23 protein-coding genes are annotated in these 26,655 nt (G+C 64.7%); 16 read left to right on the top strand and 7 right to left on the bottom strand.

Going from position 1 to position 26,655, the window contains the following annotated elements:
* The first annotated feature begins 56 nt into the window (after positions 1 to 56).
* The 8 genes from ACX12L_RS03320 (at position 57) to ACX12L_RS03285 (ending at position 10,963) form a co-directional block, all read left to right on the top strand.
* Complete coding sequence (locus tag ACX12L_RS03320; protein WP_020307805.1) at positions 57 to 1,808, top strand: PHA/PHB synthase family protein; 1,752 nt, start codon at positions 57 to 59, stop codon at positions 1,806 to 1,808.
* An 87-nt stretch (positions 1,809 to 1,895) separates the two neighbouring features.
* Positions 1,896 to 2,390, top strand: a complete 495-nt coding sequence (locus tag ACX12L_RS03315; protein ID WP_018715727.1) for a universal stress protein — start codon at positions 1,896 to 1,898, stop codon at positions 2,388 to 2,390.
* Positions 2,387 to 3,460, top strand: coding sequence for a lipid A deacylase LpxR family protein (locus ACX12L_RS03310; RefSeq protein ID WP_018715726.1), 1,074 nt, complete (start codon positions 2,387 to 2,389; stop codon positions 3,458 to 3,460). Before ACX12L_RS03315 ends, ACX12L_RS03310 begins: the two co-directional genes overlap by 4 nt.
* A 203-nt stretch (positions 3,461 to 3,663) precedes the next feature.
* Positions 3,664 to 4,560 (top strand): ribose-phosphate pyrophosphokinase, encoded by an 897-nt coding sequence (locus ACX12L_RS03305; RefSeq protein WP_003050021.1) that lies wholly within the window; start codon positions 3,664 to 3,666, stop codon positions 4,558 to 4,560.
* Positions 4,561 to 4,598: 38 nt separating this feature from the next.
* A complete protein-coding gene (locus ACX12L_RS03300) occupies positions 4,599 to 6,977 on the top strand; it encodes a phosphoketolase family protein (RefSeq protein WP_003296537.1) in 2,379 nt (792 codons plus the stop codon).
* A gap of 35 nt (positions 6,978 to 7,012) precedes the next feature.
* Positions 7,013 to 8,371 carry an MBL fold metallo-hydrolase RNA specificity domain-containing protein gene (locus ACX12L_RS03295; RefSeq protein ID WP_026320714.1) on the top strand — a complete coding sequence of 453 codons (1,359 nt, stop codon included), beginning with the start codon at positions 7,013 to 7,015 and terminating at the stop codon, positions 8,369 to 8,371.
* Positions 8,368 to 9,885 (top strand): thymidine phosphorylase family protein, encoded by a 1,518-nt coding sequence (locus tag ACX12L_RS03290; protein WP_020307800.1) that lies wholly within the window; start codon positions 8,368 to 8,370, stop codon positions 9,883 to 9,885. Before ACX12L_RS03295 ends, ACX12L_RS03290 begins: the two co-directional genes overlap by 4 nt.
* Before the next feature lie 187 nt (positions 9,886 to 10,072).
* A complete protein-coding gene (locus tag ACX12L_RS03285; protein ID WP_003050005.1) occupies positions 10,073 to 10,963 on the top strand; it encodes a LysR family transcriptional regulator in 891 nt (296 codons plus the stop codon).
* Positions 10,964 to 10,981: 18 nt separating this feature from the next.
* Here ACX12L_RS03285 and ACX12L_RS03280 read toward each other — a convergent pair whose 3' ends face one another.
* The gene (locus ACX12L_RS03280) at positions 10,982 to 11,275 is read right to left on the bottom strand and encodes a helix-turn-helix domain-containing protein (protein WP_003050003.1); all 294 of its coding nucleotides are present in this window, start codon (positions 11,273 to 11,275) and stop codon (positions 10,982 to 10,984) included.
* Positions 11,276 to 11,381: 106 nt separating this feature from the next.
* Here ACX12L_RS03280 and ACX12L_RS03275 point away from each other — a divergent pair, with 106 nt between their 5' ends.
* Positions 11,382 to 12,029, top strand: a complete 648-nt coding sequence (locus ACX12L_RS03275) for a substrate-binding domain-containing protein (RefSeq protein ID WP_020307796.1) — start codon at positions 11,382 to 11,384, stop codon at positions 12,027 to 12,029.
* Positions 12,030 to 12,112: 83 nt separating this feature from the next.
* On the opposite strand, the gene ACX12L_RS03270 is transcribed toward ACX12L_RS03275, so the two are convergent.
* From ACX12L_RS03270 to trpE, 4 genes are all read right to left on the bottom strand, one after another.
* Positions 12,113 to 13,393 carry a tyrosine-type recombinase/integrase gene (locus tag ACX12L_RS03270; protein WP_459261326.1) on the bottom strand — a complete coding sequence of 427 codons (1,281 nt, stop codon included), beginning with the start codon at positions 13,391 to 13,393 and terminating at the stop codon, positions 12,113 to 12,115.
* A gap of 153 nt (positions 13,394 to 13,546) precedes the next feature.
* The gene (locus ACX12L_RS03265) at positions 13,547 to 14,032 is read right to left on the bottom strand and encodes an IclR family transcriptional regulator (protein WP_459261325.1); all 486 of its coding nucleotides are present in this window, start codon (positions 14,030 to 14,032) and stop codon (positions 13,547 to 13,549) included.
* A 549-nt stretch (positions 14,033 to 14,581) separates the two neighbouring features.
* The gene (locus ACX12L_RS03260) at positions 14,582 to 14,923 is read right to left on the bottom strand and encodes a chorismate mutase (protein WP_459261324.1); all 342 of its coding nucleotides are present in this window, start codon (positions 14,921 to 14,923) and stop codon (positions 14,582 to 14,584) included.
* Entirely contained in the window at positions 14,920 to 16,419 is a 1,500-nt protein-coding gene (gene trpE / locus ACX12L_RS03255) for an anthranilate synthase component I (RefSeq protein ID WP_459261323.1), read from the bottom strand. Before trpE ends, ACX12L_RS03260 begins: the two co-directional genes overlap by 4 nt.
* A gap of 357 nt (positions 16,420 to 16,776) precedes the next feature.
* Between trpE and ACX12L_RS03250 the strand changes: the two genes are divergently transcribed.
* Positions 16,777 to 18,534 carry a methyl-accepting chemotaxis protein gene (locus ACX12L_RS03250; RefSeq protein WP_459261322.1) on the top strand — a complete coding sequence of 586 codons (1,758 nt, stop codon included), beginning with the start codon at positions 16,777 to 16,779 and terminating at the stop codon, positions 18,532 to 18,534.
* 81 nt (positions 18,535 to 18,615) lie between these two features.
* On the opposite strand, the gene gph is transcribed toward ACX12L_RS03250, so the two are convergent.
* A complete protein-coding gene (gene gph / locus ACX12L_RS03245) occupies positions 18,616 to 19,368 on the bottom strand; it encodes a phosphoglycolate phosphatase (protein ID WP_459261321.1) in 753 nt (250 codons plus the stop codon).
* A 188-nt stretch (positions 19,369 to 19,556) separates the two neighbouring features.
* On the opposite strand from gph, the gene ACX12L_RS03240 reads away from it, so the two are divergent.
* Positions 19,557 to 19,931 carry a hypothetical protein gene (locus ACX12L_RS03240; RefSeq protein ID WP_459261320.1) on the top strand — a complete coding sequence of 125 codons (375 nt, stop codon included), beginning with the start codon at positions 19,557 to 19,559 and terminating at the stop codon, positions 19,929 to 19,931.
* An 18-nt stretch (positions 19,932 to 19,949) separates the two neighbouring features.
* Here the strand turns inward: ACX12L_RS03240 and rpe are convergent, their stop codons facing one another.
* Positions 19,950 to 20,630, bottom strand: a complete 681-nt coding sequence (gene rpe, locus ACX12L_RS03235; protein WP_459261319.1) for a ribulose-phosphate 3-epimerase — start codon at positions 20,628 to 20,630, stop codon at positions 19,950 to 19,952.
* Positions 20,631 to 20,678: 48 nt separating this feature from the next.
* On the opposite strand from rpe, the gene apaG reads away from it, so the two are divergent.
* From apaG to thiL, 5 genes are all read left to right on the top strand, one after another.
* The gene (apaG, locus tag ACX12L_RS03230) at positions 20,679 to 21,086 is read left to right on the top strand and encodes a Co2+/Mg2+ efflux protein ApaG (protein WP_459261318.1); all 408 of its coding nucleotides are present in this window, start codon (positions 20,679 to 20,681) and stop codon (positions 21,084 to 21,086) included.
* Positions 21,083 to 23,068 carry a site-specific recombinase gene (locus tag ACX12L_RS03225; protein WP_459261317.1) on the top strand — a complete coding sequence of 662 codons (1,986 nt, stop codon included), beginning with the start codon at positions 21,083 to 21,085 and terminating at the stop codon, positions 23,066 to 23,068. Before apaG ends, ACX12L_RS03225 begins: the two co-directional genes overlap by 4 nt.
* A gap of 160 nt (positions 23,069 to 23,228) precedes the next feature.
* Complete coding sequence (locus ACX12L_RS03220) at positions 23,229 to 24,494, top strand: cation:proton antiporter (protein ID WP_459261316.1); 1,266 nt, start codon at positions 23,229 to 23,231, stop codon at positions 24,492 to 24,494.
* Positions 24,484 to 25,608 carry a YbdK family carboxylate-amine ligase gene (locus ACX12L_RS03215; RefSeq protein WP_459261315.1) on the top strand — a complete coding sequence of 375 codons (1,125 nt, stop codon included), beginning with the start codon at positions 24,484 to 24,486 and terminating at the stop codon, positions 25,606 to 25,608. Before ACX12L_RS03220 ends, ACX12L_RS03215 begins: the two co-directional genes overlap by 11 nt.
* 2 nt (positions 25,609 to 25,610) lie before the next feature.
* Positions 25,611 to 26,603: a thiamine-phosphate kinase gene (gene thiL, locus ACX12L_RS03210; RefSeq protein ID WP_459261314.1), complete on the top strand. Its 993-nt coding sequence runs from the start codon at positions 25,611 to 25,613 to the stop codon at positions 26,601 to 26,603.
* Positions 26,604 to 26,655: the final 52 nt, after the last annotated feature.

Genomic DNA, 26,655 nt, shown 5'->3' with positions numbered 1-26,655 from the left:
TCCCGTTTTCAAGCAAGGGGCTCTTTCTACTTGTGCAGAAATAGAGGTAATACGCTTTGACGAATAAAAAGAACGGCAATATCGACTCAGCCATCAATCCGAAGTTGGATGGGGATGCCCATGTCGCTTGGGCACAGGCTTGGTCGTCTATTTCGCCGGAGACATCGTTGCTCGCGTGGGTGGACTGGGCGAGCCATTTAGCAAACAGTCCTGGCAAGCAAGCCGAGCTTTTGGCGTTTGCAGCCTCCCTGTCCGAGCAATGGATGGCCGTATTGAAGAAGAATCCGGCCAACCCGGACCGGGGAGCCACCGCTCCTGACCGGTCACCTGTCAATGACCGCCGCTTCAACGATCCTGCATGGGATCAATGGCCCTACGACCTTTTCCGCAGTTCATTCGTCAATCAGACCAAATGGTGGGAGCAGGCCACGCAGGGGGTGTGGGGAGTGGATCCGAAACACCAACGCCTGCTGGCGTTTGGCGCCAAACAGTGGCTGGAAATGCTTTCGCCCGCCAACGCTGCGGTTTTCAACCCCGTTGTCCTGAAAAGAACCATCGCAGAGCAAGGCGCCAATCTAGCGCGGGGGACGTCCAACTTTCTCGACGACTTGCGTCGGCAACTATCCGGCCAGCCTCCCGCGGGAACGGAGAACTTCGTCGTTGGGCGCGACGTAGCGGTCACGGAAGGAAAAGTCGTTCTGAGAAATCGACTGATCGAACTGATTCAGTACACGCCCACTACCGAGAAAGTCCATCCCGAACCGATCCTGATCATTCCTGCCTGGATCATGAAGTACTACGTACTGGATCTGTCACCGCATAACTCGCTGATACGGTATCTGGTTGCGCAAGGGCATACGGTTTTTTGCATCTCCTGGAGAAATCCGGATGCTGAGGATCGAGATTTGGGCATGGATGAGTACCTGGAGTTCGGCCTGCATGCAGCGCTGGACGCTGTGACTTCCGTCGTCCCCGGGCATGGAGTCCACGCGGCTGGTTATTGCCTGGGCGGAACGCTACTGGCCATTGGTGCTTCAGCCATGGCGCGTGATGGCGATACGCGGCTGGTGTCGGTAAGCCTGCTTGCCGCACAGACGGACTTCAGCGAACCGGGCGAGCTGAGTCTTTTCATCAACGAGAGTCAAGTGGCGCTGTTGGAAGCCAGCATGGCTCAAACCGGTTATTTGACCTCCGACCAGATGAGCGGAGCTTTTCAGCTACTGCGTTCCTACGATCTCATATGGTCTCGCATGATTGACGAATACCTATTGGGCGATCGCCGGGCAATGACCGACCTGATGGCTTGGAATGCCGATGGGACTCGCCTCCCCGCGAAGATGCATTCGCAGTATCTCCGACGCCTTTACCTGAATAACGATCTCAGCGCGGGGCGTTATCCCGTCACGGGTCGCCCCGTTTCAGTGGGAGACATCGCTGTACCGGTGTTTTGCGTCGGCACTGCCTCGGATCATATTGCGCCTTGGCGCTCGGTTTACAAGCTGCATCTCCTGTCTTCGGCCGAGCTGACTTTCGTGCTGACCACTGGAGGACACAACGGCGGCATCGTGAGCGAGCCCGGCCGAGGTAACCGCCAATATCAAATCCATACCCGCGCGGCCGGTGATGGATACATGGCGCCGGATGAGTGGCAAGCGACGATGCAGACGCATCCGGATTCCTGGTGGCCCGCATGGTCGGCGTGGCTGCGAGAGCGTTCCGGTGATGTTGTTGCGCCTCCGCTCATAGGTGCTGAATCCAGTGGATACCCCACTGTTTGCGACGCCCCAGGGGAATATGTACGCAACTGAATAAGCGTATCCCGCGTCCGCTATTGCGACACGGTATACGCAATATCTGTTCGTCATCCCGTTCTACTCTGATAACTGGAGACATTCATGTACTCAAGAATCCTGGTTCCGCTCGACGGAAGTCCTACTGCCGATTTGGCGCTCCACCACGCTGCGGTGCTGGCACGCCTGAATGGCGCAACCATCGTCTTGCTGCACGTCATCGAGGAGATGAAGCACAGCAACGGCTTCGAGAGGCCGAGGATCTATATTGAAGAAGTGAGGCCGGGCTTCCTGGCGGCCGGGCAGAAGCTGCTGGACGAGGCGGCGCTGCGGCTGAGGCAGGAAGGCCTGGCGGTTGAGACCGTCCTTCTGGAAAGCAAGGGCGAGCGCGTCTCGGTGCTCATCGCTCAGCAGGCACTGACCACTCAATGCGAGTTGGTGGTGTTGGGTACTCACGGACGCCGGGGCGTGGACAGGCTGCTGATGGGAAGCGATGCAGAGCAGCTCGCTCGCATCGCACCAGTTCCGGTGATGCTGGTGCGCCAGCCCCAATCGGTCATTGCGACTGCAACCCCTGGGCAGGGTGGCACGCCAGCGTGACGAAGGTTCAGTCCACCGACCAAACTGAATGGAGGCTGAAAGTCGCAGCCCCCTTGCTGCTGCTATTGCTGAGCGCCTCCGCACAGGCCCAGTCCTGCCACCAGGACAACCCGCTGCGCTCAACGGGAACGCTCAATCTGCGGATCGACAACGACATGTTCGGCGGCATTGGACAAGACCAAGGGTACTCCAACGGGTTTCTCGCCAGTTGGGTTTCCCCCAACCTCGTGGACTATAGCGATGACCCTTGTCTACCGCGTCTCGTCCGTGGGCTGAATCGCTTTCTCACGATGCTCCAACCCCAAGGCTTCGACGAACAGAACATGACCATCGGCTTCGGGCAGATGATGTACACCCCGAACGACAAAACGCGCAGCGATCTCATCAAGGATGATCGTCCTTTCGCGGGCGCCTTGATGTTGAGCCTTGGCTATAACGCGAGGCGGGGCGATACGCTGCGCACTTCGCAACTCCGCGTGGGGGTGGTGGGGCCCTCCTCCCAGGCCAGGCAAGTCCAGAACTGGTGGCATGACACCGTCGGAGTGGACAGATTCAATGGCTGGAGACATCAACTGCGCGACGAACCCGTGCTGCAGTTGCTCCACGAACGCCGAACACGAGTCATCAGGCAAGAAAACGTCAGCGGTTGGGGTTGGGATCTGACCCGCCACTGGGGCGGCAGCTTGGGCAATTTCGCCACCTACGCGAATGTCGGCGGAGAACTGCGCTATGGCCTACGCCTGCCGGACGACTTAGGCACCGCACCGCTGCGCCCGGCTGGAGAAAACACCTCGCCCGTGCGTAAGACCGCTGGCAGCAACTGGAACGGGCACCTGTTCGTGGCACTCGACGGTCGCTGGGTTTTGCACGACATCACGTTGGACGGCAATACGTTCAAGTCCAGTCATAGTGTTGATAAACGGCCATTCGTGGCCGATGTGGGCTATGGCATCGCGATGACTCAGGGCAACTGGCGCATCGCGATAGCCCGCTACCACCGCACCCGCGAATTTCGTGGACAAAAGGAAATCCCGGTCTACGGAACGATCACCGTAGGACGGCGATTCTGATGCAGATCGATTCCTTGAACGCCATGCAAGCCACTCTGTTGCTGTTCATGACAAGAGCCTGGTTGCTTGTGGAGCTACCACGTCGACGCAGTACTGCCAATGCCGTCGTCATTAGCCAGTTGGCAAGGTGAACACAGCGAGCTGAACGATAAGGCACCCGCGCTCGATAAGAGACCAAGGACAACAAATAAGGAGATAAATGGATGCAACGACTCACCCTGGCCCTACCCGGCAATGAAGATCTGGCCCGCGGCATCGCGCAGGCATGCGGCAGCGAAGCCGGCCGCATCGAAACGCGCCGATTCCCCGATGGCGAGAGCTATGTCCGGTTGCATGGCGAACCTGCCGATCGGATCGTGGATGTGATTTGCACGCTGGCCCATCCTGATCCGCAGTTCCTGCTTCTGGCTTTTGCCGCTGACGCGGCGCGCGAACTTGGCGCGCAAGAGGTGAACCTGATCGCACCGTATCTGGCCTACATGCGCCAGGACAAGCGATTCCATGACGGAGAAAGCGTGACGTCGCGGTCCTTCGCACGTCTGGTCTCATCGACCTTCGACAAGCTGCTCACGGTGGATCCGCATCTGCACCGCTATCCGACACTATCAGCGGTCTACACGATCCCCACCATCACCTTGCATGCCGCACCACTGCTGGCCGACTGGATCGCGAATCATGTCGAAGAACCTTTGATCGTGGGCCCCGACGAGGAAAGCGAGCAGTGGGCCGGCGCCATCGCGTCCCGCATCGGCGTACCGCACGCTGTGCTTCGCAAGACACGCCATGGCGATCGCAGCGTGGACATCGATGTTCCCGACCTGTCGATCTGGCGCGGCAGAACGCCGGTGCTTGTGGACGACATCGCATCATCAGGCCGCACGCTCGCCGTCGCGGCGCGCAAGCTCGCCGAGCAAGGAATGCGCAAGCCGGAGTGCGTAGTGGTGCATGCCCTGTTCGCCGAGGATGCCTGGGCCCAATTGACACCGTTGTTTGCCCGAATTACGTCCACCGACGCAGTACCGCATCCGAGCAACCGGATTGGTCTCGCTTCGCTGATTGCCGACGCTCTCTCTAGCGGGAAAACCGATCCGCGAGGCTGATCTTTTTATCGATCCAACTATTTTCAAGGAGACCTGAAATGTCCTCTCAAGCTAACCTCGCAACCGATTGGCGTGCTGGTTACGGGCCCATCGCGCACAGGTCTGAAACCATCGAACGTATGCAGGCCCTAGTGCAACGTCTGGTCGCGCAAAGGCGTATAGCAGACGAAGCCTCGGCCCATGCGCTGCTGGCTGCAGCCGACCGGGTGGCCTGCACGGCCATGAGCGTAGTGGCGCATATGACCTATGCCCGGCGCATCGACCGAAGCGGCTGCCCACTGGGCTCCGATGATTTCAAACAAACGCCCGAAGGCCACACCGGCGGCTCGCTCAACATGGTGCCAGCCTTCGTGGGTTATCTGTTGGCCAACGCGCTGACCGGGACGACACGCGGCTGGCTCATGGGGCAGGGGCACTGCGTGGCCGCGATCGAGGCGGTGAACGCACTGACCGGCGATGTATCCGCCGCCCAGCGTGGACGCTACGACCGCAGCGAGGCGGGCCTGTCGCTCCTGATCGCGGACTTCTACTCCTATGCCATCGATAAGCAGGGTCGGCCCGCGGTACCGCTGGGTAGCCATGCCGGGCCGAACACGGCCGGCGCGATCTCCGAAGGCGGCTATCTGGGGTTCGCCGGGCTGCAGTATGTGCACACGCCGTTGCCGGGAGAAAGCCTGGTGGCATTCCTCAGTGATGGCGCTTTCGAGGAACAACGTGGCTCGGACTGGGCGCCGCGCTGGTGGCGCGCCGAGGACTGCGGCTTCGCCATCCCGGTCATGATTCTCAACGGACGGCGCATCGAGCAGCGCACCCAGATCGTGCAGGAAGGTGGCGCTACCTGGCTGGCCGAAGATCTGCGCCACAACGGCTTCGATCCCGTCATCGTTGATGGACGTGATCCGATGGCGATCGCATGGGCCATTGTTGAAGCCGAAGACACGCTGAGCGCCTTCGCCGCACGCTCGGATCGGCGCTATCCGGTCAAGCTGCCCTACGTGATCGCCGAGACGGAGAAAGGTTTTGGCTTCCCGGGCGCGGCGACCAATGCCGCCCACAACCTGCCGCTGAACGGCAATCCGCGCGAGGATGCGCAGGCACGCGAGGCCTTCAACGCAGGGGCTGCGGCGCTGTTCGTGCCCGAGAGCGAACTGGAAAACGCGCTCACCGTCCTTGCGAATCACGGCCAGAGCCAGCGCTCGCGCGAAAGCGAGCACCCCATGGCCCTACGCCATCCAGCGAGCCCTCATCTGCCGATGCCGGCCTGGGCGCCAACTGAGGTATCGGGCAGCGCCATGTCCGCACTGGACCGTTGGTTCGTGGAGCTAGTGCAGGCAAATCCACAGTTGCGCATCCGGATCGGCAATCCCGATGAACTGGCCAGCAACAAGATGGGGACCACGCTAGCGCTGCTCAAGCACCGCGTCAACGTGCCCGAACCCGGCGTCCCGGAATCGACGGATGGCTCGGTGGTCACCGCACTCAATGAAGAAGCCGTTGCGGCCGCCGCCCTCGCCAACAAAGGGGGGCTGAACCTGATCGTCAGCTACGAGGCATTCGCGGTCAAGATGCTTGGATTGATGCGCCAGGAGATCATCTTCGCGCGTCGGCAGAAGGAGCTGGGCCAGCCGCCAGGCTGGATCTCCGTCCCGCTGATCGTCACATCCCACACCTGGGAGAACAGCAAGAACGAGCAGTCACACCAGGACCCGACCATTGGCGAAGCATTGCTGGGGGAGATGTCGGACACCGCACGCGTGTTGTTCCCGGTGGATGCCAACACGGCGTCCGCCGCGCTGCGAGCGGTCTACGCCAGCCGGGGCCAAGTGGCCTGTGTGGTGGTCTCCAAGCGCGACACGCCGAATCACTTCAACGCCGCCGCCGCTCAATCGCTGGTTGAGCACGGAGCAGCCCATGTAGCCGGCGATCCGGCTACAGCACAACTGCAGTTCGTGGTGATTGGCGCCTACCAGTTGGAGGAAGCGTTCAAAGCCCACGCCCGCCTGGAGCGCCATGGACTTGCGTCGTGCGTCACTGTAGTGATCGAACCCGGCCGCCTGCGCATTCCGCGAGATGACCTTGAGGCCACCTTCGTGGTCGGTGACGAAGCCCTGCAAGCACTCTTCCCGCCTCACTTGCCTCGCGTGTTAATAAGCCATACCCGCCCAGAGCCGATGCTGGGTGTGCTGCGCCGCATTGACAGCGGCACCTCGAAGACGCGGGCTTTGGGCTACATCAACCGCGGCGGCACGCTCGATGTGGCTGGAATGTTGATCGCCAACCGCTGCACCTGGGTGGACGCCATCTATGCCGCTGCGCAAGTGACCGGCCGGAACAGTTCGCAGGTTGCTGCGGCCGCGACCGACGAGCGAATTTCAAGTGGTTCTGACGCGGTCCGCGGCGACCGCGCCGGTTCCTGATTTCACAACCCACAAACAAGAGGGGAGACAAATACATGCTCTCATTGACCAGCCTGGGCGGTGCCGGCACCGTCACCGGCTCCAAACACCTTATCACCCATGGCAATACCCGCATCTTGATCGACTGCGGACTGTTCCAGGGATTGAAAAACCTGCGCGAACTTAACTGGCAGCGCCTGGCAGTTGAGCCCAAGGACATCGATGCGGTCGTATTAACGCATGCGCACCTGGATCATTGTGGGTATCTGCCCCGATTGGTGCTGGACGGGTTCCGCGGGAAGATTTTCTCGACCTCAGCCACGCGAGATGTCGCCGAACTCATCCTACTCGACAGCGCCTGGTTGCAGGAGAAGGACGCCGATTTCGCCAATCGAAAAGGATTTTCCAAACACAAGCCAGCCCTTCCGCTGTATCGGGTTCGGGATGCAGAACGTACGCTCCTGCAGTTCAAACCGGTGCCGCTGCATCAAGAGACTGAATTGCCGGGCAATGCCCGTCTACTGCTGCGCAGCGCCGGTCACATTCTTGGGGCGGCGACGGCTCAGATCGACATTGGCGGCAAGCGTTTGGTGTTCTCCGGCGACTTGGGACGCTTTGACGACATGGTCATGCCTGATCCTGAACCAGTCACGGAAGCGGACTACATCATCATCGAGTCCACCTATGGCAATCGTCGTCATGACCGTTCCGATGCCGTCGAAGCGCTGGGCGACATCATCGAGCGCACGACTCGCCGCGGAGGCACGGTGGTAATTCCCGCTTTTGCCGTGGGACGAGCGCAGTCGTTGATCTACGACTTGTGGCTGCTGCGACAGCGCGGTCGGCTCCGCAACGTGCCCGTCTATCTGGACAGTCCGATGGCCACCAACGCAACTGTGCTGCTGCACCGCCACTCCGACGACCACAAGCTCACGCAACACGATTTCGAGGCCGCATTTTCGGAAGTCAAATACGTGCGCGACGTTGAAGAGTCCAAGGCACTATCGGCGAATCGCTACCCCAAGGTGATTATTTCCGCCAGCGGCATGGCCACCGGTGGCCGCGTGTTGCATCACATAGAAGCGTTTGGCGGCATTCATCAGAACACGCTGCTGTTCTCTGGATTTCAGGCCGCAGGTACGCGCGGACGCAAACTGCTTGAGGGCGCTCGCGAAGTCAAGATTCATGGACGCTGGATGCCGATCAATGCGGAGGTCGCCGAGCTTCCGATGTTGTCGGCTCATGCCGACAGCGATGAACTGATGCGATGGCTGGGCGGCTTTACCCGGGCGCCGGAAGGGGTGTTCATTGTTCACGGTGAATCCGATGCCTCCGAGGCGCTGCGCGAACGTATCCAGCGCGAACTCAAATGGCACGCATCGGTGCCCATGCAAAACCAGGAGTTCGCCCTGTGAGTGCCCGCATCACTCCCCAGACACCCGCCTTGCAAGCATTGCGCATGCGACTGCATGCCCAGCATCAACCCGTCGTCTTGATGCGTACCGATTGCCATGTCTGCCGTGCCGAAGGGCTGGCACCGCGGTCACAGGTACTGATCATTGCCGGCGACCGCACTGTGCAAGCGCTACTGTACCAAATCGACAGCGATCTGCTCAAAACCGGACAGATCGCTCTGTCCGAGGCCGCCTGGGATGCCCTGGACATTCATGAGGGCGATCTTGTGCAGGTTCGGCATCCTCCGCTGCTCGAATCGTTGTCGGCCGTGCGTGCGCGAATTCACGGCCACCGACTGCAAACGACGGAGTTGCAGGCGATCGTCCGTGATGTGGTCGATGGTCGCTATACCGATGTCGCACTTTCGGCCTTCCTGACCGCAACGGCGGTACTGCCTCTGGATATGCAAGAGACCATCCATCTCACCCGTGCGATGGTCGATGTCGGGGATCACCTGCAATGGCAGGCTCCGATTGTTGTGGACAAGCATTGCGTGGGCGGATTACCGGGAAATCGCACCACGCCGTTGGTGGTTGCCATCGCCGCAGCCAATGGATTGGTGATGCCCAAGACCTCATCACGCGCCATCACCTCTCCCGCTGGCACCGCGGACACCATGGAAACGCTGGCTCCTGTAGACCTGGACCTGGATACGCTCAGAAAGGTCGTGGAGAAAGAGGGTGGATGCGTGGCGTGGGGCGGCGCGATGCACCTCAGCCCCGCGGACGACATCTTCGTGCGTATTGAGCGTGAACTGGATATCGACACGCAAGGACAACTGATTGCCTCGGTGTTATCCAAGAAGATTGCAGCAGGGGCGACCCACATCGTGATCGATATTCCGGTTGGGCCAACCGCAAAAGTCCGCAGCCGGGAAACTGCCGAGCATCTTGCGCATCACCTTTCGGAAGTCGCCGCGTCATTTGGCCTTGTATTGCGTTGCCTGTTTACAGACGGGAATCAGCCTGTCGGCAGAGGTATCGGCCCGGCGTTGGAGGCGCGCGACGTGTTGGCCGTATTGCGCAACGAGGCGGATGCGCCGCAAGACCTATGTGACCGCGTGGCGTTGGTGGCGGGCGCGGTGCTTGAGCTTGGCGGCGTCGCCAAAGAAGGGGAGGGACTTCGGTTGGCTCATGAGACGATCAGCAGTGGCCGCGCGTGGGAAAAATTTCAGAGAATCTGCGCGGCTCAGGGGGGATTTCGTGAGCCGCCCCAAGCTCTCTATGTCGAACCGCTTTTGGCAACCACTTCAGGCCGAGCAGTACACATCGACAACCGTAAGCTTTCTCGTTTAGCCAAATTGGCCGGTGCGCCTGAGAGTCCAGCCGCAGGGATTCAATTGCAGGTGCGCTTAGGTGACGAGATAACACGCGGACAACCATTGATGTTTTTGCATGCGCAAACCTCTGGAGAGATGGCCTATGCACTCGCATACGTACAAGGCATTGGGGACATTGTAAAGATTGAACCTTAGCGCCGTGGATAAACAGGGCTCTTGAATGCTCGGTCAAACACAGCCCGGCCTCTCGTTTGGAAAAGTTGAACGCCTACATCTCATGCTCAAGAACATATGAAAAAACATCGCTTAAAAGAAGTTTTCAACCTGCATCGCGTGGAGCAAACAGAAGGAGGTCGTCAGCGCCTGAATAGGAACATTGCTCATGGAACTGCGGCACCTGCGTTGCTTTATCGTTTTGGCCGAAGAACTTCATTTCACACGGGCGGCTGAGCGTCTTCACATTGAGCAACCTCCTCTGTCCCGCGCCATCAAGGAGCTTGAGGACGAGTTAGGCGCTGTGCTCTTCGACCGGGACCGCCGGGGCACCCGACTGACCGCTGCGGGTGCCGTGTTCCTGCAGGACACTCGCCGGCTATTCACCGTCCTGGAGCAGGCCCGCGAGAACGTCAAGGCTGTCGCGGCGGGCTTGCGAGGCAGCCTGCGCATCGCCGTATCCGACGGCGCGCTCGATCCCCGGCTGTCGGCGTTTCTAGCCCGTTGCCGTGCCGAAGAACCCGAGATCGAGATACGGATGTCCGAAGTGCCTTTGGCCGAGCAGTTGCGCGGCCTGCGCTCGGGCGACTTCTGCATCGGATTCGCTCATACCGCCGACGTCGGTGATGGCATCGTCGCCGAACCTATCTGGCAGGACCCGCTGGTGGTCGCCTTGCCAGCCCGGCACGCACTGCTCGTCCACAAGGAGGTTCCACTCCATGAACTCCGGGGGCATCCTCTTGTCCTGTGCGATCCCCAGGTGTGCGAAGGCTACTGCCGCGAGTTGGCGCGCCTCCTGCAGACCCAGGAACACAAACTGAATGTCGTTGAGGAGGTTTCCTCGCTGGACATGATGCTCACCTTGGTCGGTGCCGGCTACGGCGTGGGCTTCATGACGGCGACCAAGATTCCGGTCAGCCAGCGACCGGACGTGGTGATCCGTCCATTGGCGCTGGATACAGCCGTGATCACCACCTACCTGCTTCGACTCGAAAGCAGCAACTCATCGGCTTCGCTGGTGCGATTTATCGACCGCCTCCGGGACCCTTCGAGCGACTGACGCAACGGACCGCACCACTTAAGATTGGGCATCGGCACGAAGATTGCGTTCCGTTGCACTCATCAGCTCTGCCGCACTTATGCTGAGGGCAGCGGAGATTTTCAGTATCAATGCGAGCGTGGGCATGTGCTCCCCACGCTCGATCTTGCCCATATGCGAGCGAGCTATACCAGCCATGGACGCGAATTCATCCTGAGCGACTCCCTGCGCCAAGCGGGCAGCACGCACCGCTTGGCCGAAGGCCAGTGCCGGCTCGGCTTCATAGGTGGTTGTGCCAGGGGGGCGGCCCGGTTGAACGCTGCGCTTCTGCATCACCAGAAGCGTCGATCAATCGACCGAATTTAACCACGTTAAAGATATCTCTTTTGGCTATCATGGTGGCTCGCCTTTTTGATCCGATCGCTTTGTGGGGGCTCTCATGCACGACGCCACCAGCCAGTTTTCCTTTTCCAATTTCAGGCTTGCCATAGCGCCTGGCGTACCGTCATCGCATCTTTCGGCATTGCTTGCGTTGCAGCGTGCGGAAGAGCCGGAAGTCACCATTTCGTTTCATGAGGTCACAGCCGATGATTTGATTGCGGGACTTCGGGAAGGCCGCTACGACGCGGGCATGACGCTTGAAGGATCGAGCGATCCGTCGCTGAAAAGCCAACCTCTATGGACCGAGAACATGGCCGTCGCCATGCCGTTGCGCTTTCCCTTACTTGACCAGGCGAAGCTCACGATCGCCGAACTGTTGGACTACTCCGTCTTTCGCTGGCCTGCAGAGAATTGCCCTTTGCTGGATCAGCGGCTGCCTTCTCTTCCCGCGGTGAGTCAACAGAACATTCAGCGTGTCTCTTCCTTCGAGATGATCGCGCTATGGGTCGCTGCCGGCTACGGCGTCGGGGTATCCGCGCAATCGCGCATTGAGCATGCGCAGGGATGGGGCATTCACACACGGCCGCTGTCTGACGGACCCTACGAGATCGTGACCCACCTGCAGCGGCCCTGCGGACAAGCCGACGTTGTTTCAGAGCGGTTCGAGCGCAGAGCACTGCAGGTCGCCAAGAATGCTCCAACCTAGTCGAGTGCCAATGTCCTCGTTCTGCGTCTTCAGTTCAAGGTGCTACACGTGCATTAGGCATTCCACTCGCCAAGCAGCAGACATCACTCGCGCTCTATGACACGGAGCAGCGCCGTTCTACGCTTCGACATGGGGCCAAACGCCTTCGTGACCCCTTCAACGGGTTTCCCTGCCTGCAATGAGTCAAGGATGTCAGCCCAGTCCTGCATGATTACCTTGCGGGACTCCACAAACTTCGTGTGATCGTAGGGCGCGCGCGATGAGTCCTTGCTCTTTTTGGAATGAGCGAGTTGAAGATCGACCCGCTTCTCCGGATATCCCAACAGTCCAAGGATCGTCGTTGCGGTCGAGCGGAAGCCATGGGACGAAAACCGTCCGCCATAACCCATGCGCTTGAGTGCTTGATTGAGCGTCGTTGCCGACATCACTTGTCCCGGCTTTCTGTAGCTCGGGAACAATACTTTGCCGCCGCCAGTTAGAGCATGTAGTTCCCTAAGAGCGGCCACCGCCTGCCGTGACAGGGGAACCAGATGGGGGCGTCGCATCTTCATGCGCTCGGACGGAATCGACCACATGGCGTTGTCCAGGTCGAACTCTTCCCAGGAGGCCTTGCGCAGTTCTACGGTGCGCACGTAGGTCAAAGCCATCAGCTTGAGGGCGAGGACTGTCGTCTGGTAACCCCCTTCGTTGTCCACACGATTGAGAAAGTCCGGGATCTCTGCCCATGTCAACGGAGGGTTGTGGCGGACCTGAGGGCGCTTGACCAGTCCCTTGAGCAAGGCGGCAGGATCGTATTCGCAGAGACCTTGGGCAGCCGCATAACTGAAGATTTGCCCACACCACTGGCGGATGAGGATCGCCACAGTCTTCGCGCCACGAGCCGCCACATCCTTGATGATGGGGCGCAGATGTGGAGCCCTGATGCTGCTGATCGGCAACTTGCCAATCCGGGGGAAAACATCCTTCTCAAGGTAGCTGGTGACCTGGTTGGTGTAGTACTCGCTCCAGTGAGCATTGCTGACGATCCACTCCCGAGCAACGGTCTCGAACGTGCGTTCGTATGTGTCGGCCTGGAGGGCGATCGCCGCCTTTTTCTCCACGATGGGGTCGAGGCCCTTCTTGACCAACGCCTTTGCCCGGTCCCGTTCCGCACGGGCCGCCTCCAGCGTGATTTTTGGGTATACCCCGATCGAGTACACCTGTTCAGCGCCGCCCAGCCGGTAGCGGTACCACCAGAGCTTGGAGCCGTTAGGCTGAACGCGCAAAAAGAGGCTGCCTCCGTCCCGGAGTTGGTACACCTTGGGCCTGGGCTGCGCCGTTTCCACTTTGCGCGCCGAGAGAAGATTGAGTGCTGTGAGTGCCATGTGTATAACGCCTCCAAATTGGCCCGTTACACACTCCATTACACACATGAGCACTGGATTTGTCCAGCTTTCAGAATCGCTCGATGGACGATCAACCCTTTAAAAACAAGGACTTAGAGTTTCTCCGTGGAGGTTGATGGAAGCCAGTGGACCTCAATCGTAGTTATCGATCATCATCGACAGCAACGAAAGGCTTCCAACCCCCAGGCCCAGAAGCCGAGTGGCTCCAACCAGGTTCTGCAGTGCGGGACTGCGCGTGGAGATCTGCTCATGGTGGATGTTGTAGCTGTAGTCCCCGATGCGCACGATCATGAAAACACCTTCGCCGGTGCGGCGCGCAATGCGGCGCATGGTGTTGATGAACTCCGCCACAAGCGGCGGACGGGACATGGTGCGCATGCCCAGAAGCATGGCCGCCGAACCGAGCCGGTAAGCATGGGTCGTTTCGTCTTGCTCCACGTAATGCAGCCGCATCAGAAAGGACGTCATCCTGTGCACCGTGGGGCGGCTGAGTCCCGTGGCCTGCACGATCTGCCGCATGGCCATGCCGTAGTCGTGGTGCTGAGCCAATAGTGCGAGCAGCCCGAATGCGCGCTCCAGGCTCTGCACGCCCGTGGATGCAGGAGCCGATGTAGGCATGGGGGTATCTCCTGTATGTCGTTGGAATGACCACATTATGGTCATTGGCGTGGCTGCGCCTCGCACCGGCGTACGCGACCTGGAAGGGGTTCAGGCTTCGGGCCGAGGCACCGTTCATGCCACTACGGTCGTTCGCACCCGCCCCCACAACCGTCCTACAACGTGGCACTCATTGCGCTGAACGAAGGGCCGTGGCTGATGAGCAGGGCGGAAGGATTGCCCCCAGAAACAGCGCGCATCGGCATGGCGGTGCGCGCATGTAGTGCCGAGGACTGCAGCAAGCCGCTGCTGGTGTTCGACGTGGCGGAGGACAACGCGTGATCCCCGACCGTTTTCCTCGTGGCCGATCGGCCATGGTTGCCGCCGCAACGCAGCACCGCGACATCACGGCCATGCCCGGCCTCATGCGCGACAAAGCGCCGGGCCACCCCACCGGCGGTCGAGCGGCCTCAGACTAGCAGTCGAGTGAAAGCGGGCGCCGCGTCGCCTTCGGTTCCAAGCGCCTGTCGGGAGTTTCGTGTGCAAGGCATACCCTGAACGCCAGGGGCTTCATGCCCGCGCTCCCTTGGGTTGAAGCCCACCGGCGCGCAGCCGGGACAGTTCGTCGTGCTCGTAGGCGATGTAGCATTCCATCATCGCGCGGTAGAGGTGCTCCATCAGGTCCGGGTCGCCGCCCTGCGCCTCGGCCATGGGGCGCACGCGGTCGATGATGGCCTGGATGCGGGCCTCGTCGCGCACCAGCCCCTCGTCGTTCTTCACGCGCGCGGCCTGGGTCATGTAGCCGCCGCGCTCGACCAGCAGCGGCACCAGCAGGTCGTCGAGGGCGTTCACGCCGTCGCGCACCTCGTCCATGGTGGTGCAGTGGTGCACCTTGTCGATGGCGCGGCTCATTCCAGTCCCTCCTCCACGAGTTCGGCCGCGCGCAGCAGCGCGCGGGCCTTGTGCTCGGTTTCCCTCCATTCGAGCTCGGGCACCGAATCGGCCACCACGCCGGCCGCCGCCTGCACGTAGAGCATGCCGTCCTTCACGATGCCCGTGCGGATGGCGATGGCCACGTCCATGTCGCCCGCGTAGCTCAGGTACCCGCAGGCGCCGCCGTACAGGCCGCGCTTGGTGGGCTCCAGCTGGTCGATCAGCTCCATCGCGTGCACCTTGGGCGCGCCCGTGAGCGTACCCGCGGGGAAGGTGGCGCGCAGCACGTCCATGCTGGTCATGCCGTCGTGCAGGATGCCTTCCACGTTGCTCACGATGTGCATCACGTGGCTGTAGCGCTCGATGGCGAAGGCCTCCGTCACCTTCACCGTGCCGGTCTTGGCGATGCGGCCGATGTCGTTGCGGGCCAGGTCGATCAGCATCACGTGCTCGGCTCGCTCCTTGGGGTCCTGAACCAGTTCCAGCTCGGTGGCCTTGTCGGCCTCGGGCGTGGCGCCGCGCGGGCGCGTTCCGGCCAGGGGGCGGATGGTGATCTTCTGTCCCTCGGGCGTGGCCTCCTGGCGCACCAGGATCTCGGGGCTCGCGCCCACCACCTGGAAGTCGCCGAAGTGGTAGTAGTACATGTACGGCGACGGGTTCAGAGAGCGCAGCGCGCGGTACAGGCTCAAGGGCGATTCGGTGTAGCGCTTGTGGATGCGCTGGCCCACCTGCACCTGCATGAAGTCGCCCGCGGCGATCAGCTCCTTGGCGCGCGCCACGGCTTCGAGATAGTCCTGCTTGGCGAAGCTGCGCTGCGCGGGGTGGTGCTCGCTGGGCTTGACCTGCGGCGCGCTCACCGAATACTTGAGCTGGTCCTTGAGCTCGCGCAGGCGCTTCTTGCCCTTGGCATAGGCCTCGGGCTCGGCCGGGTTGGCGTAGACGATCAGGTAGAGCTTGCCCGAGAGGTTGTCGATAACGGCCAGCTCCTCGCACTGCAGCAGCAGGATGTCGGGGCAGCCCAGCGTGTCTGGCGGGCAGGTGTCCTCCAGCTTTTTCTCGATGTAGCGCACCGCGTCGTAGCCGAAGTAGCCGGCCAGGCCACCGCAAAAGCGCGGCAGACCCGGACGCAGCGCCACCTTGAAGCGCTTCTGGTACGCGGCAATGAAGTCCAGCGGATTGCCGGGCGCCGTCTCCACCACCTGCCCGTCGGTCACTACCTCGGTCTTGGCGGCACTGCCGAAGCCGCTGGCGCGCAGCAGCGTGCGCGCCGGCAGGCCGATGAAGCTGTAGCGCCCGAAACGCTCGCCGCCGACGACGGATTCGAGCAGAAAGCTGTTCCTGCCGTCGCCCTTGCCGTGGGCCAGCTTCAGGTACAGCGACAGCGGGGTTTCCAGATCCGCGAAGGCCTCCGCAATCAGGGGGATGCGGTTGTAGCCCTCCTGGGCCAGACTTTTGAATTCCAGTTCAGTGATCACGACAAGAGTTCCCAGCTCGTGCGGGGCGCTGCATGGGCGCTGGCCGCGGGTTCATTCGGGAGACGGCCCAGCCATCGAGGCGGAGCCAGGAGTGCACGCAGCGGGAGGCCCCGGGTGCCGTCAGGAGTGCAGGCGCGCTGGCTTGCGCCAGGGCCAGGCTCCCCGGTCGCTGCGACCTGCAATAAAGGTGCGGTGAATGAACATGGCCGCAAAGTGTAGCAAAGCCCCCCCAACCCGGCCCGCCAAGGCCCCAAAGGGCCGGCAAACCCGGCAGCTTGCACAGGGCTTGCCCCAAGGTATCAAATCGCGTTTCTAGATACACTTGTTTTCAATTTATACAAAATCAAAGAGGATCACATGCGACTCAACGACATCAAGGTGGGCATGCGCCTGGCCCTGTCTTTCGGCCTGGTCTTGCTGATCACGGTGCTCATCGCCGGCGTGGGGGTATGGCGTCTGCAGGACCTGGCCACCGCCAGCGAACAGCTGACCAGCGCCGACAACGAGCGCCTGCGCGCCTCGATGCAATGGCGCCAGGGCATAGACCAGAACTGGATCCGCACGCGCGCCGCGCTTCTGGACCCGAATACCAGCCGCCTGGCCGCCTGGCAGGCGGAGATGGACAAGACCTCGGCGGGGGTGGACGTATCGCGCAAGGTGGTGGAGCGGCTGCTGCGGTCCGACGAGGAGCGCAGCCAGATCGCCGCCATCGACAAGGCGCGCGAGGCCTACCGCAAGCCGCGCGCCGACCTGTTCAAGCGCAAGGCCGCGGGCGAAGACGTCGCGCCCCTGGTGGACAGCCAGCTCAAGCCCCTGTCGGATGCCTACATCGCCACCCTGCGAGCACAGGAAGAACGCCAGCAGCAACTGTATGACCAGGAGCGTGCCCGCGTTGGCAGCGAGGCCACCCGGGGCCGCATGATTCTGATCGCCGCCACGGCACTGGCCCTGTTGCTGGGCGCCGGCCTGGCCTGGCTGCTCAGCCGCTCCATCACCGCGCCGCTGCAGGTGGCGGTGCGCCACGCCGGCCAGATTGCCGAGGGCGACCTGACCCACGGTATCGAAGCCCAGGGCCGCGACGAGGCCGCGGCCTTGCTGCATGCGCTGCGCGAGATGCAGGACAGCCTGACCCGCGTGGTGACCGACGTGCGCGGCAATGCCGAGAGCGTGGCCACTGCCAGCGCCCAGATCGCGCAGGGCAACCATGACCTGTCCGCACGCACCGAGAGCCAGGCCAGCGCGCTGGAGGAAACCGCCGCTTCCATGGAGCAGCTGGGCGCCACCGTGCGCCAGAACGCCGACAACGCCGCCCAGGCCAACCAGCTGGCCATGAACGCCAGCACCGTGGCCGTGCAGGGCGGCGAGGTGGTGGCCGAGGTGGTGGACACCATGCGCGGCATCAATGACGCCAGCCGCAAGATCGCCGACATCATCGGCGTGATCGACGGCATCGCGTTCCAGACCAACATCCTGGCGCTCAATGCGGCCGTGGAGGCCGCGCGCGCCGGCGAGCAGGGCCGGGGCTTCGCCGTGGTGGCCAGCGAAGTGCGTTCGCTGGCGCAGCGCAGCGCCGAGGCGGCCAAGGAGATCAAGGCCCTGATCACGGACAGCGTGGAGCGCGTGGAGCAGGGCACGCAGCTGGTGGACAAGGCCGGCGCCACCATGACCGAGGTGGTCGGCGCCATCCGCCGCGTCACCGACATCGTGGGCGAGATCAGCGCGGCCAGCAGCGAGCAGAGCGGCGGCGTGGCCCAGGTCGGCGAGGCCGTCACGCAGATGGATCAGTCCACGCAGCAGAACGCGGCCTTGGTGGAGGAGAGCTCCGCCGCCGCCAGCAGCCTGAAGGCCCAGGCCGCACAACTCGTGCAGGCCGTGGCCGTATTCAAGCTCGCGGGCCATGCAAGCGCCGCCATGCCCCACCCGGCCAAGGCGCCGCCCCCGGCAGCCTCCATGGCAACGCCTCCCACCCCACGCAGCGAGCCCAGGCCCGCGCGGCCGCTGGCGCGCGCCACCACCAAGCCCGCCTCGGCGCTGTCGGCGCCCACCAAGGCACCCTCCTCCTCCGCAACCGCCCTGGCGGCGCAGGGCGGCGACGAAGACTGGGAAAGTTTCTAGGGAACCTCTGCACGGACCGCCGCGCCGCATGCATCTGCGGCCCGGGGTATTGGCATGGCAGGCCCATGCCCGCGCGGGGACTCACCGGGCGGCTGCGCGCCCGGCTCCACGTGCCGCGGCCAGTTCCGGCAAAGCATGGACGAAGCCGTCCGCATCCACCTCCCGCACCGGCTGGCCGTGGTTGTAGCCATAGGTCACGAGCACCACGGGGCAGCCCGCGGCGCGCGCGGCCTGGGCGTCGTTGCTCGAATCGCCGACCATGAGCGTGCGCGCGGGCGCCGTGCCCAGCGCCTCGCAGGTCTTCTGCAGCGGCAGCGGGTCGGGCTTCTTGCGCGCGAAGGCGTCGCCGCCGAACACATGGTCGAAGAAACCCTCCAGCCCCTTGGCGCGCAGCAGCGGGCGCGCGAAGGCCGTGGGCTTGTTGGTCAGGCAGGCCAGGGGGAGGCCCGCGCAGCGCAGCGCCTGCAGGCCCTCCGCCACGCCGGGGTAAAGGGTGGCGAACTGCCCGTTGATGGCCAGGTAGTGGTGCTCGTAGCGCTCCCAGGCGCGGGGGTACAGCGCCTCCACCTTTGCTTCCATTTCAATAGCTGCCAGTGCTTTCCCATCGGGCGTTAGAACCTGTTTCAGCACCGAACGCAGCAGGTGCTCGGAGCCCTTGCCCACCATGCGCGCTATCTGCGCGGGCGCGATGGCCGGCAGCTGCAGGTCGCGCAGCATGCGGCCCAGCGCCTCGGCAAAGTCGCCCAGCGTGTCCACCATGGTGCCGTCCAGGTCCACGATCGCCGCATCGGTGCGCGCCAGCAGCGCGGCCAGGCGGTCTTGCTCCATCACCATCGAAAAATCCTTGTCCTGCATGCGAAGGGCGCGCCCGGCGGGCACGCGGCGCGCGCAGTGTAATGCCGGCTCCCGCCCTGTGCGCACAGTCCGACACGCCCGGGCGCCGGCTGCGGACATACGTTCCGCGCGCCGCCGCCTATGCTGGGGCTTTTTCCATCATGCGCATTCTCCCCAGGAGGTGTTCCATGCACATCCACCGTTTCACCCTGCTGGCGTCCACGGCCGCGCTGCTGTGCGCCGCCGCCGCGCAGGCAGCCACCAGCGTCCATGACCAGTACCGCGCGGACCGCGCCGCCTGCGCCGGCGAGCCCGCCGACAGCCGCGCCGCCTGCATGCGCGAGGCCTGGGCCGCGGCCCAGGCCGCGCGCCAGGGCGGGCTGAGCAGCGCCAACGCCAGTACCTACGAGAACAACGCCCTGGCGCGCTGCGACGTGTTCAAGACGCCCGAGGACAAGTCCGACTGCATCGCCCGCATGGGCAGCAAGGCCACCGTACAGGGCTCGGTCGATGGCGGCGGCCTGCTGCGCGAATCGGTCAGGACCTACACGGTCGAGCCATGACGCATGGCGCGCCGGCGATCACGCCAGCGCCGCGCGCATGGCGTCTATGACGGCCTTGTAGTCGGGCTTGCCGAAGATGGCGCTGCCGGCCACGAAGGTGTCGGCGCCCGCGTCGGCCACGCGGCGGATGTTGTCGGTCTTGATGCCACCATCGACCTCCAGGCGGATGTCCTTGCCCGAAGCCTCGATGCGCTTCCTGGCCGCCTCGATCTTGCGCAGCGTGCTGTCGATGAAGCCTTGCCCGCCGAAGCCGGGGTTCACGCTCATGAGCAGGATCAGGTCGATGTCCTCGATCACCCAGTCCAGCACGTCCAGCGGCATGGCCGGGTTGAAGGTCAGGCCGGCCTTGCAGCCCTGTGCCTTGATGGCCTGGATGCTGCGGTGCACGTGCGCCGAGGCGTCGGGGTGGAAGCTGATCAGGTCGGCGCCGGCCTGGGCGAAGGCCTCGGCCAGCGCGTCCACGGGCTGCACCATGAGGTGCACGTCGATGGGCACGCTCTGGCCGCCCGGCGTGACGGCATGGGGCTTCAAGGCCTGGCAGACCATGGGGCCGAAGGTCAGGTTGGGCACGTAATGGTTGTCCATCACGTCGAAGTGGATCCAGTCGGCGCCGGCGGCGATCACGCTGCGCACCTCCTCGCCCAGGCGGGCGAAATCGGCGGACAGGATGGAGGGGGCGATGCGGTAGGTGCGGCTCATGCCCGCGATTGTCGCAGCAGCGCCATCCGGGCCGCTACCATTGCGGCCATGCCGAAGTACCAGTTCCAGGCCGAGGTGCAGCCCCAATACCTGCCCGAGCAGTCCTCCCCCGCGGATGGCGTGTACGGCTTCGCCTACACCATCACCATCACGAACACCGGCGACATCGGCGCCCAGCTGATCTCGCGCCACTGGATCATCTGCGACGCCAGCGGCCATGTGCAGGAAGTCAAGGGCCTGGGCGTGGTCGGCCAGCAGCCGCTGCTCAAGCCCGGCGAGTCCTTCCAGTACACCAGCGGCTGCCGCCTGCGCACGTCCAGCGGCAGCATGCACGGCAGCTATTTTTGCGTGGCCGAGGATGGCGAGCCGTTCACCTGCCCCATCGCCCTGTTCGTGCTCGAGGCCATGTCGCCGCAGGCCCCCGGCGAGCCGTTTTCGACCCGGGTGCTGCATTGAGCCGCAACGCCCCGGACCTGGCGCGCCTGCTGGCCGCCATAGACCCCACGGCGCCCCTGGCGCAGCGCCACCTGCAGCTCATCGCCCTGCTGGGCTGGGTGCGCGGCGACGGCAGCGCCGTGGAAGCGGCCACGGGCCGCGTGGCCCTGCTGGTGGAGGCCGCCGAGCGCGCGCCCGACGTGCGGGCGCGGCTGCAGGCCTGGTGGGCCGCGCTCACGCAGCACCTGGACATCACCACGCTGCTGGCCGACTTCGGCTTCGCGCAGCGCACGTCCATGGCCAGCGAGCTGGCCGAGCGCCTGCGCTACAAGCTGCTGCCCGCCAGCCCCGACACCGTGGACGCCTCCGAGCTGTTCATGCTGGCCCTGCCCCACGAGTTCGACGCTCGCTGGCTGGCCGCGCTCGACGAGGCCCTGCTCGCGCGCCTGCTGGCCGTGCTGCTGCCCGCGCAGGACGAGGGCGGCGGCGCCAGCGACTGGCAGCGCGATTTGCTGGATGCCATCACCTACTGCGCGGGACAGATCCTCGCCACGGGCTTCGCGCCCGAGCTGCGCCTGCGCATGAGCGAGGCGGCGCGCGAGGAGCAGCCCTTTCACGCGCTGCTGCGCGACGCCGAGAGCCTGCGCGTGGAGGTGCTGCACCCGCTGCACACGCAGGACCGGCTGCAGCAGGCCGTGCAGGGCCTGCGCGAGCGCCTGGACGCCTGCCGCGCCGCCGTCAATACCGTGTACGCGCATTTCGAGGACAACGGCATCTCGGTGGGCCTGGTGTTCCGCCTGCGCCAGCTGCGCGAGCGCATCCTGCGCGTGCGCGAGCTGCTCGAATGCCTGCTCTCGCCGCGCCCCGCCGTGGCCGCGACGCAGCTCCTGTCGCACCTGGTCACCGTGGGGCGCGTGCGCCGCAGCGTGCGCGCCCTGGTGGCGACCAACTCGTCGCTGCTCGCCGCCAAGGTGGCCGAGCGCAGCGCCGAGACCGGCGAGCACTACATCACCCGCACGGGCGGCGAATACCTGGCCATGGTGCGCCAGGCCGCCGGCGGCGGCCTGGTCATGGCGTTCACCACGCTGATCAAGTTCGGGCTGTACGCGCTCGCGCTGTCGGCCTTCTGGGGCGGCTTCATGGCGGGCGTGAACTACGCGGTGAGCTTCGTGCTGATCCAACTGCTGCACTTCACGGTGGCGACCAAACAGCCGGCCATGACCGCGCCGGCCATGGCGGCCAAGCTCAAGGACCTTGGCGAGGACGCATCGGTGGAATCCTTCGTGGACGAGGTCGCGCACCTGGTGCGCTCGCAGGCGGCCGCCGTGCTGGGCAACGTGCTGCTGGTGTTCCCGGGCGCCCTGGCCCTGGCGCTGCTCATCGCCCAGGTGCTGGGCCGGCCGGCCATAGACGCGCAGCACGCCGTGCATACGCTCGACGCGCTGCACCTGCTCGGCCCCTCGCTGCTGTTCGCCGCCTTCACCGGCGTGCTGCTGTTCGCCTCCAGCATCCTCGCCGGCTGGGTGGAGAACTGGTTCGTGCTGCACCGGCTGGACTCGGCCATGCGCTACAACCCGCGCATCACCGCCGCACTGGGCCGGCGGCGCGCCGAACGCTGGGCGCGCTTCCTGCGCGCCAACATCTCGGGCCTGGCGGCGAACATCTCGCTGGGCTTCATGCTGGGGCTGGCGCCGGCGTTCGCCGCCTTCTTCGGCCTGGGGCTGGAGGTGCGCCACGTGACGCTGACCACGGGCCAGATCGGCGTGGCCGCCGCCACGCTGGGCCTGGAGGCGCTGCACCTGCCCGCGTTCTGGTGGGCCGTGGCCCTGGTGCCGTTCAACGGCGCGCTCAACGTCATCGTCAGCTTCTACCTGGCCTTCCGCCTGGCCCTGCGCGCGCACAACGTGGGCCGCGTGGACCGCAAGCGCATCTACCGCGCGCTGCGCAGGCGCTGGCGCAGCGCGCCGCTGGGGTTTTTCCTGCCTCCGCGGCGCAGCATCTGATAAGGTGGCCGTGGCGCAGCTTGCGCCCCGTCCTACAGGGACCTTCCCGGTACCGCAGATACAGTCGGTGACCAGGCTATCAGGCGCCCGGGCGCCGCGCGCCAGCCATGGCGCCAACACCCAGCGGGCCCAGCCCGCATGAGCAGAAGGACACGCAATAATGAATGAGCTGATGAGCTTTTGGGCGCAGTGGCTGCGCCCATCGGCGGGACTGCCCACGGTGCAGTGGGCGCTGCTGCTGGCGGTGGCCACGGTGGCGGGCTACCTGGTGCAGCGCCACAGCGGCCTGCCCAAGGTGGTGGGCTACACGCTGGTGGGAACCATCGCCGGCCTGGCGGGCTTCGAGGGCGCCGTCTGGCCACTGCAGGGCATAGGCCTGTTCCTGGTGGAACTGGCCGTGGCCGTGGTGCTGTTCGAGGCCGGCGGGCGCATTCCGCTGCGCTGGTTCCGCCACAACCCCATGGTGCTGGTGCAAAGCATCGCCGAATCGGCACTGACCTATTTCTCCGTGTACTGGGTCATGCTGTGGCTGGACGTGCCCGCGCATGCCGCAGGCCCCCTGGCCATCGTGGCGCTGGCCGCGTCGCCGGCCGTGCTCACCCGCGTGGTGAGCGACACGCGCGCGGCCGGCCCCGTGACCGAGCGCGCCATCGTGCTGGCCACGCTCTCGTCGCTGTACGCGCTGACGCTGGGCAGCGCCCAGGCCGGACTCATACAGCGCCCCGCCACGGGCCTGCTGGGCCAGGTGTACCCGGTGCTGGTGGTGCTGGGCGTATCCATCGCCGTGGGCGCGCTGCTGTCGCTGCTGATGCGACTGGCGCTGCGCGTGATGAGCCCGACGAGCGAGAACACCGCCATCCTGCTGCTGGCGCTGATCGCGGCCAGCAGCGCCGTCACGGCCCACATGGGCGGCTCGGCGCCGCTGGCCGCGCTGCTGGGCGGCATGCTGCTCAAGCAGCTGCACCCGCGCCCCTGGGCCTGGCCGCGCCAGATGGGCTCGGCCTCGTCGCTGCTGACCATGCTGATGTTCGTGCTCGTGTCCACCGTGGCGGCGCAAGGCCAATGGAGCGCCCCCGTGGCCGGCAGCGTGCTGGCGCTGATACTGGTGCGCCTGCTGGCCAAGGCCGTGGGCGTGGGCCTGGGCAACGTGGGCAGCGGCGCAAGCTGGCGCCAGGCACTGTGGGTGGGCTGCGCGATGACGCCCATGTCGGCCATCGCGCTGCTGGTGGCCTCGCAGTTCGTGGTGGCGTCCAGCGCCACGGGCGAGCTGATCGCGCGCATCGCCCTGCCGGCCATCCTGGTCATGGAGGTGCTGGGCGCCGTGATCGCCACCTACGCCATCTACCGCGCGGGCGAGAGTGCCAGGCCCTGGATGCCGCAGAGCGAGCGCGGCGGCAACACTGGAGAGAGCAGCCGTGAGTCTTGAAGCCTTCCACCATTCCGAACCGCTGACCCTGGGCGTGGAGCTGGAGCTGCAGCTCGTCAACACCCACGACTACGACCTCGCGCCCTACGCCGAGGACATGCTGCGCCTCATGCACAAGACGCCGCTGCCCGGCAGCGTGGTGCCCGAGATGACGAACAGCATGATCGAGATCTCCACCGGCGTGTGCCACAGCAGCAGCGAGGTGCTGGGCCAGCTCACGCAGATCCGCGACGCGCTGGTCAAAAGCGCCGACAAGCTCAACATCGCCGTGGTCGGCGGCGGCACGCACCCGTTCCAGCAGTGGCACGAGCGGCGCATCTACGACAAGCCGCGCTTCCAGGAGCTGTCGCAGCTGTACGGCTACCTGTCCAAGCAGTTCACCATCTTCGGCCAGCACGTGCACATCGGCTGCCCCGACGCCGACGCGGCCCTGCTCATGCTGCACCGCATGAGCCGCTACATCCCGCACTGCATCGCGCTGTCGGCCTCCAGCCCCTACGTGCAGGGGCAGGACACGGCCTTCGACTCGGCGCGGCTCAACTCGGTGTTCGCGTTCCCGCTGTCGGGCCGCGCGCCCTGCGTGCTCACGTGGAGCGAGTTCGAGCAGTACTTCGACAAGATGACGCACACCGGCGTCGTCAAGAGCATGAAGGACTTCTACTGGGACATCCGCCCCAAGCCCGAGTACGGCACCATCGAGATCCGCGTGTTCGACACCCCGCTCACCATAGAGCGCGCCGCGGCCCTCGCCGGCTTCGTGCAGTCGCTGGCCGCCTGGTTCCTGGCCGAGCAGCCCTTCACCCCGCAGGAGGACGACTACCTCGTCTACACCTACAACCGCTTCCAGGCCTGCCGCTTCGGGCTGGACGCGGTCTACGTGGACCCGGCCACGGGCGCGCACATGCCGCTGCGCGAGCACATCCTGCAGACGCTGGACCACATCGCGCGCCACGCCGGCAGCCATGGCGCCTCGGGCGCGCTGCACATCCTGCGCGGCGAAACGGCGCTGGGCCAGAACGACGCCCGCTGGCTACGCGAACGCCAGCGCGAGGAGCAGCTGCTGGCCGAGGTCAGCCGCCAGGCGGCGCTGCGCTTTCGGGGCCAACCCCTCTGACCGTGGGCGAGTTCGACCTCATCGCGCGCTACTTCACGCGCCCCGTGCGCCCCGGCGACGGCGTGGCGCTGGGCGTGGGCGACGACTGCGCACTGCTCGCGCCCGCGCCGGGCATGCAGCTGGCCGTCTCCTGCGACATGCTGGTCGAGGGCCGGCATTTCTTTGCCGACGTGGACCCCGCGCACCTGGGCCACAAGGCGCTGGCCGTGAACCTGTCGGACCTGGCGGCCTGCGGCGCACGCCCACTGGCCTTCACGCTGGCGCTGGCGCTGCCGCGCGTCGACGAACCCTGGCTGGAGGCCTTCGCCAGCGGCCTGCTGCGCCTGGCCGACGAACATGGCTGCGCGCTGGTTGGCGGCGACACCACGGCCGGCCCGCTCAACATCTGCATCACGGTGTTCGGCGAGGTGCCCGCGGGCCAGGCCCTGCTGCGCAGCGGCGCGCGCGCGGGCGACGACATCTGGGTCAGCGGCACGCTGGGCGATGCGCGCCTGGCGCTGGACGCCCTGCGGGGCCATGCCCAGGCTGCCGCCCTCCCCCCCGCGCTGCTGGCCGCCGCGCGCCAGCGGCTGGAATGCCCCACGCCGCGCATAGCGCTGGGACTGCGGCTTCGCGGCGTAGCCAGCAGCGCGCTGGACGTGAGCGACGGACTGCTCGGCGACCTGTCCCACATCCTGCACGCCTCGGGCGCGGGGGCATGCATCGACACCTCGAAAACTATTGGTTTGATAGCTGCAAACGCTTGCCACACAAGCGCTCCAGGCCAATTCGACGCAGATTACCTGCAGCAATGCACGCTCGCCGGGGGCGACGACTACGAACTCGCCTTCACCGCCGCGCCCGCGCGCCGGGCCGACGTAGCGGCGGCCGCGCGCGCCAGCGGCACGCCCGTGACACGCATCGGCGTGGTGGAAAGCGCGCCGGGCCTGCGGTTGATCGACGCGCATGGCCGGCCGGTGGCGCGGCACTATGCGTCCTTTGACCACTTTGCCTAAGAACCTGTTCGCGATCTAAGAAGGCCTTGGGCGCTATCTGTTCGCTTTGGCG

The organism is Alicycliphilus sp. T452, from assembly GCF_054512775.1.
The sequence above is the reverse complement of the archived record's forward strand: the minus strand, read 5'-3'. Positions and strand labels throughout refer to the sequence as shown.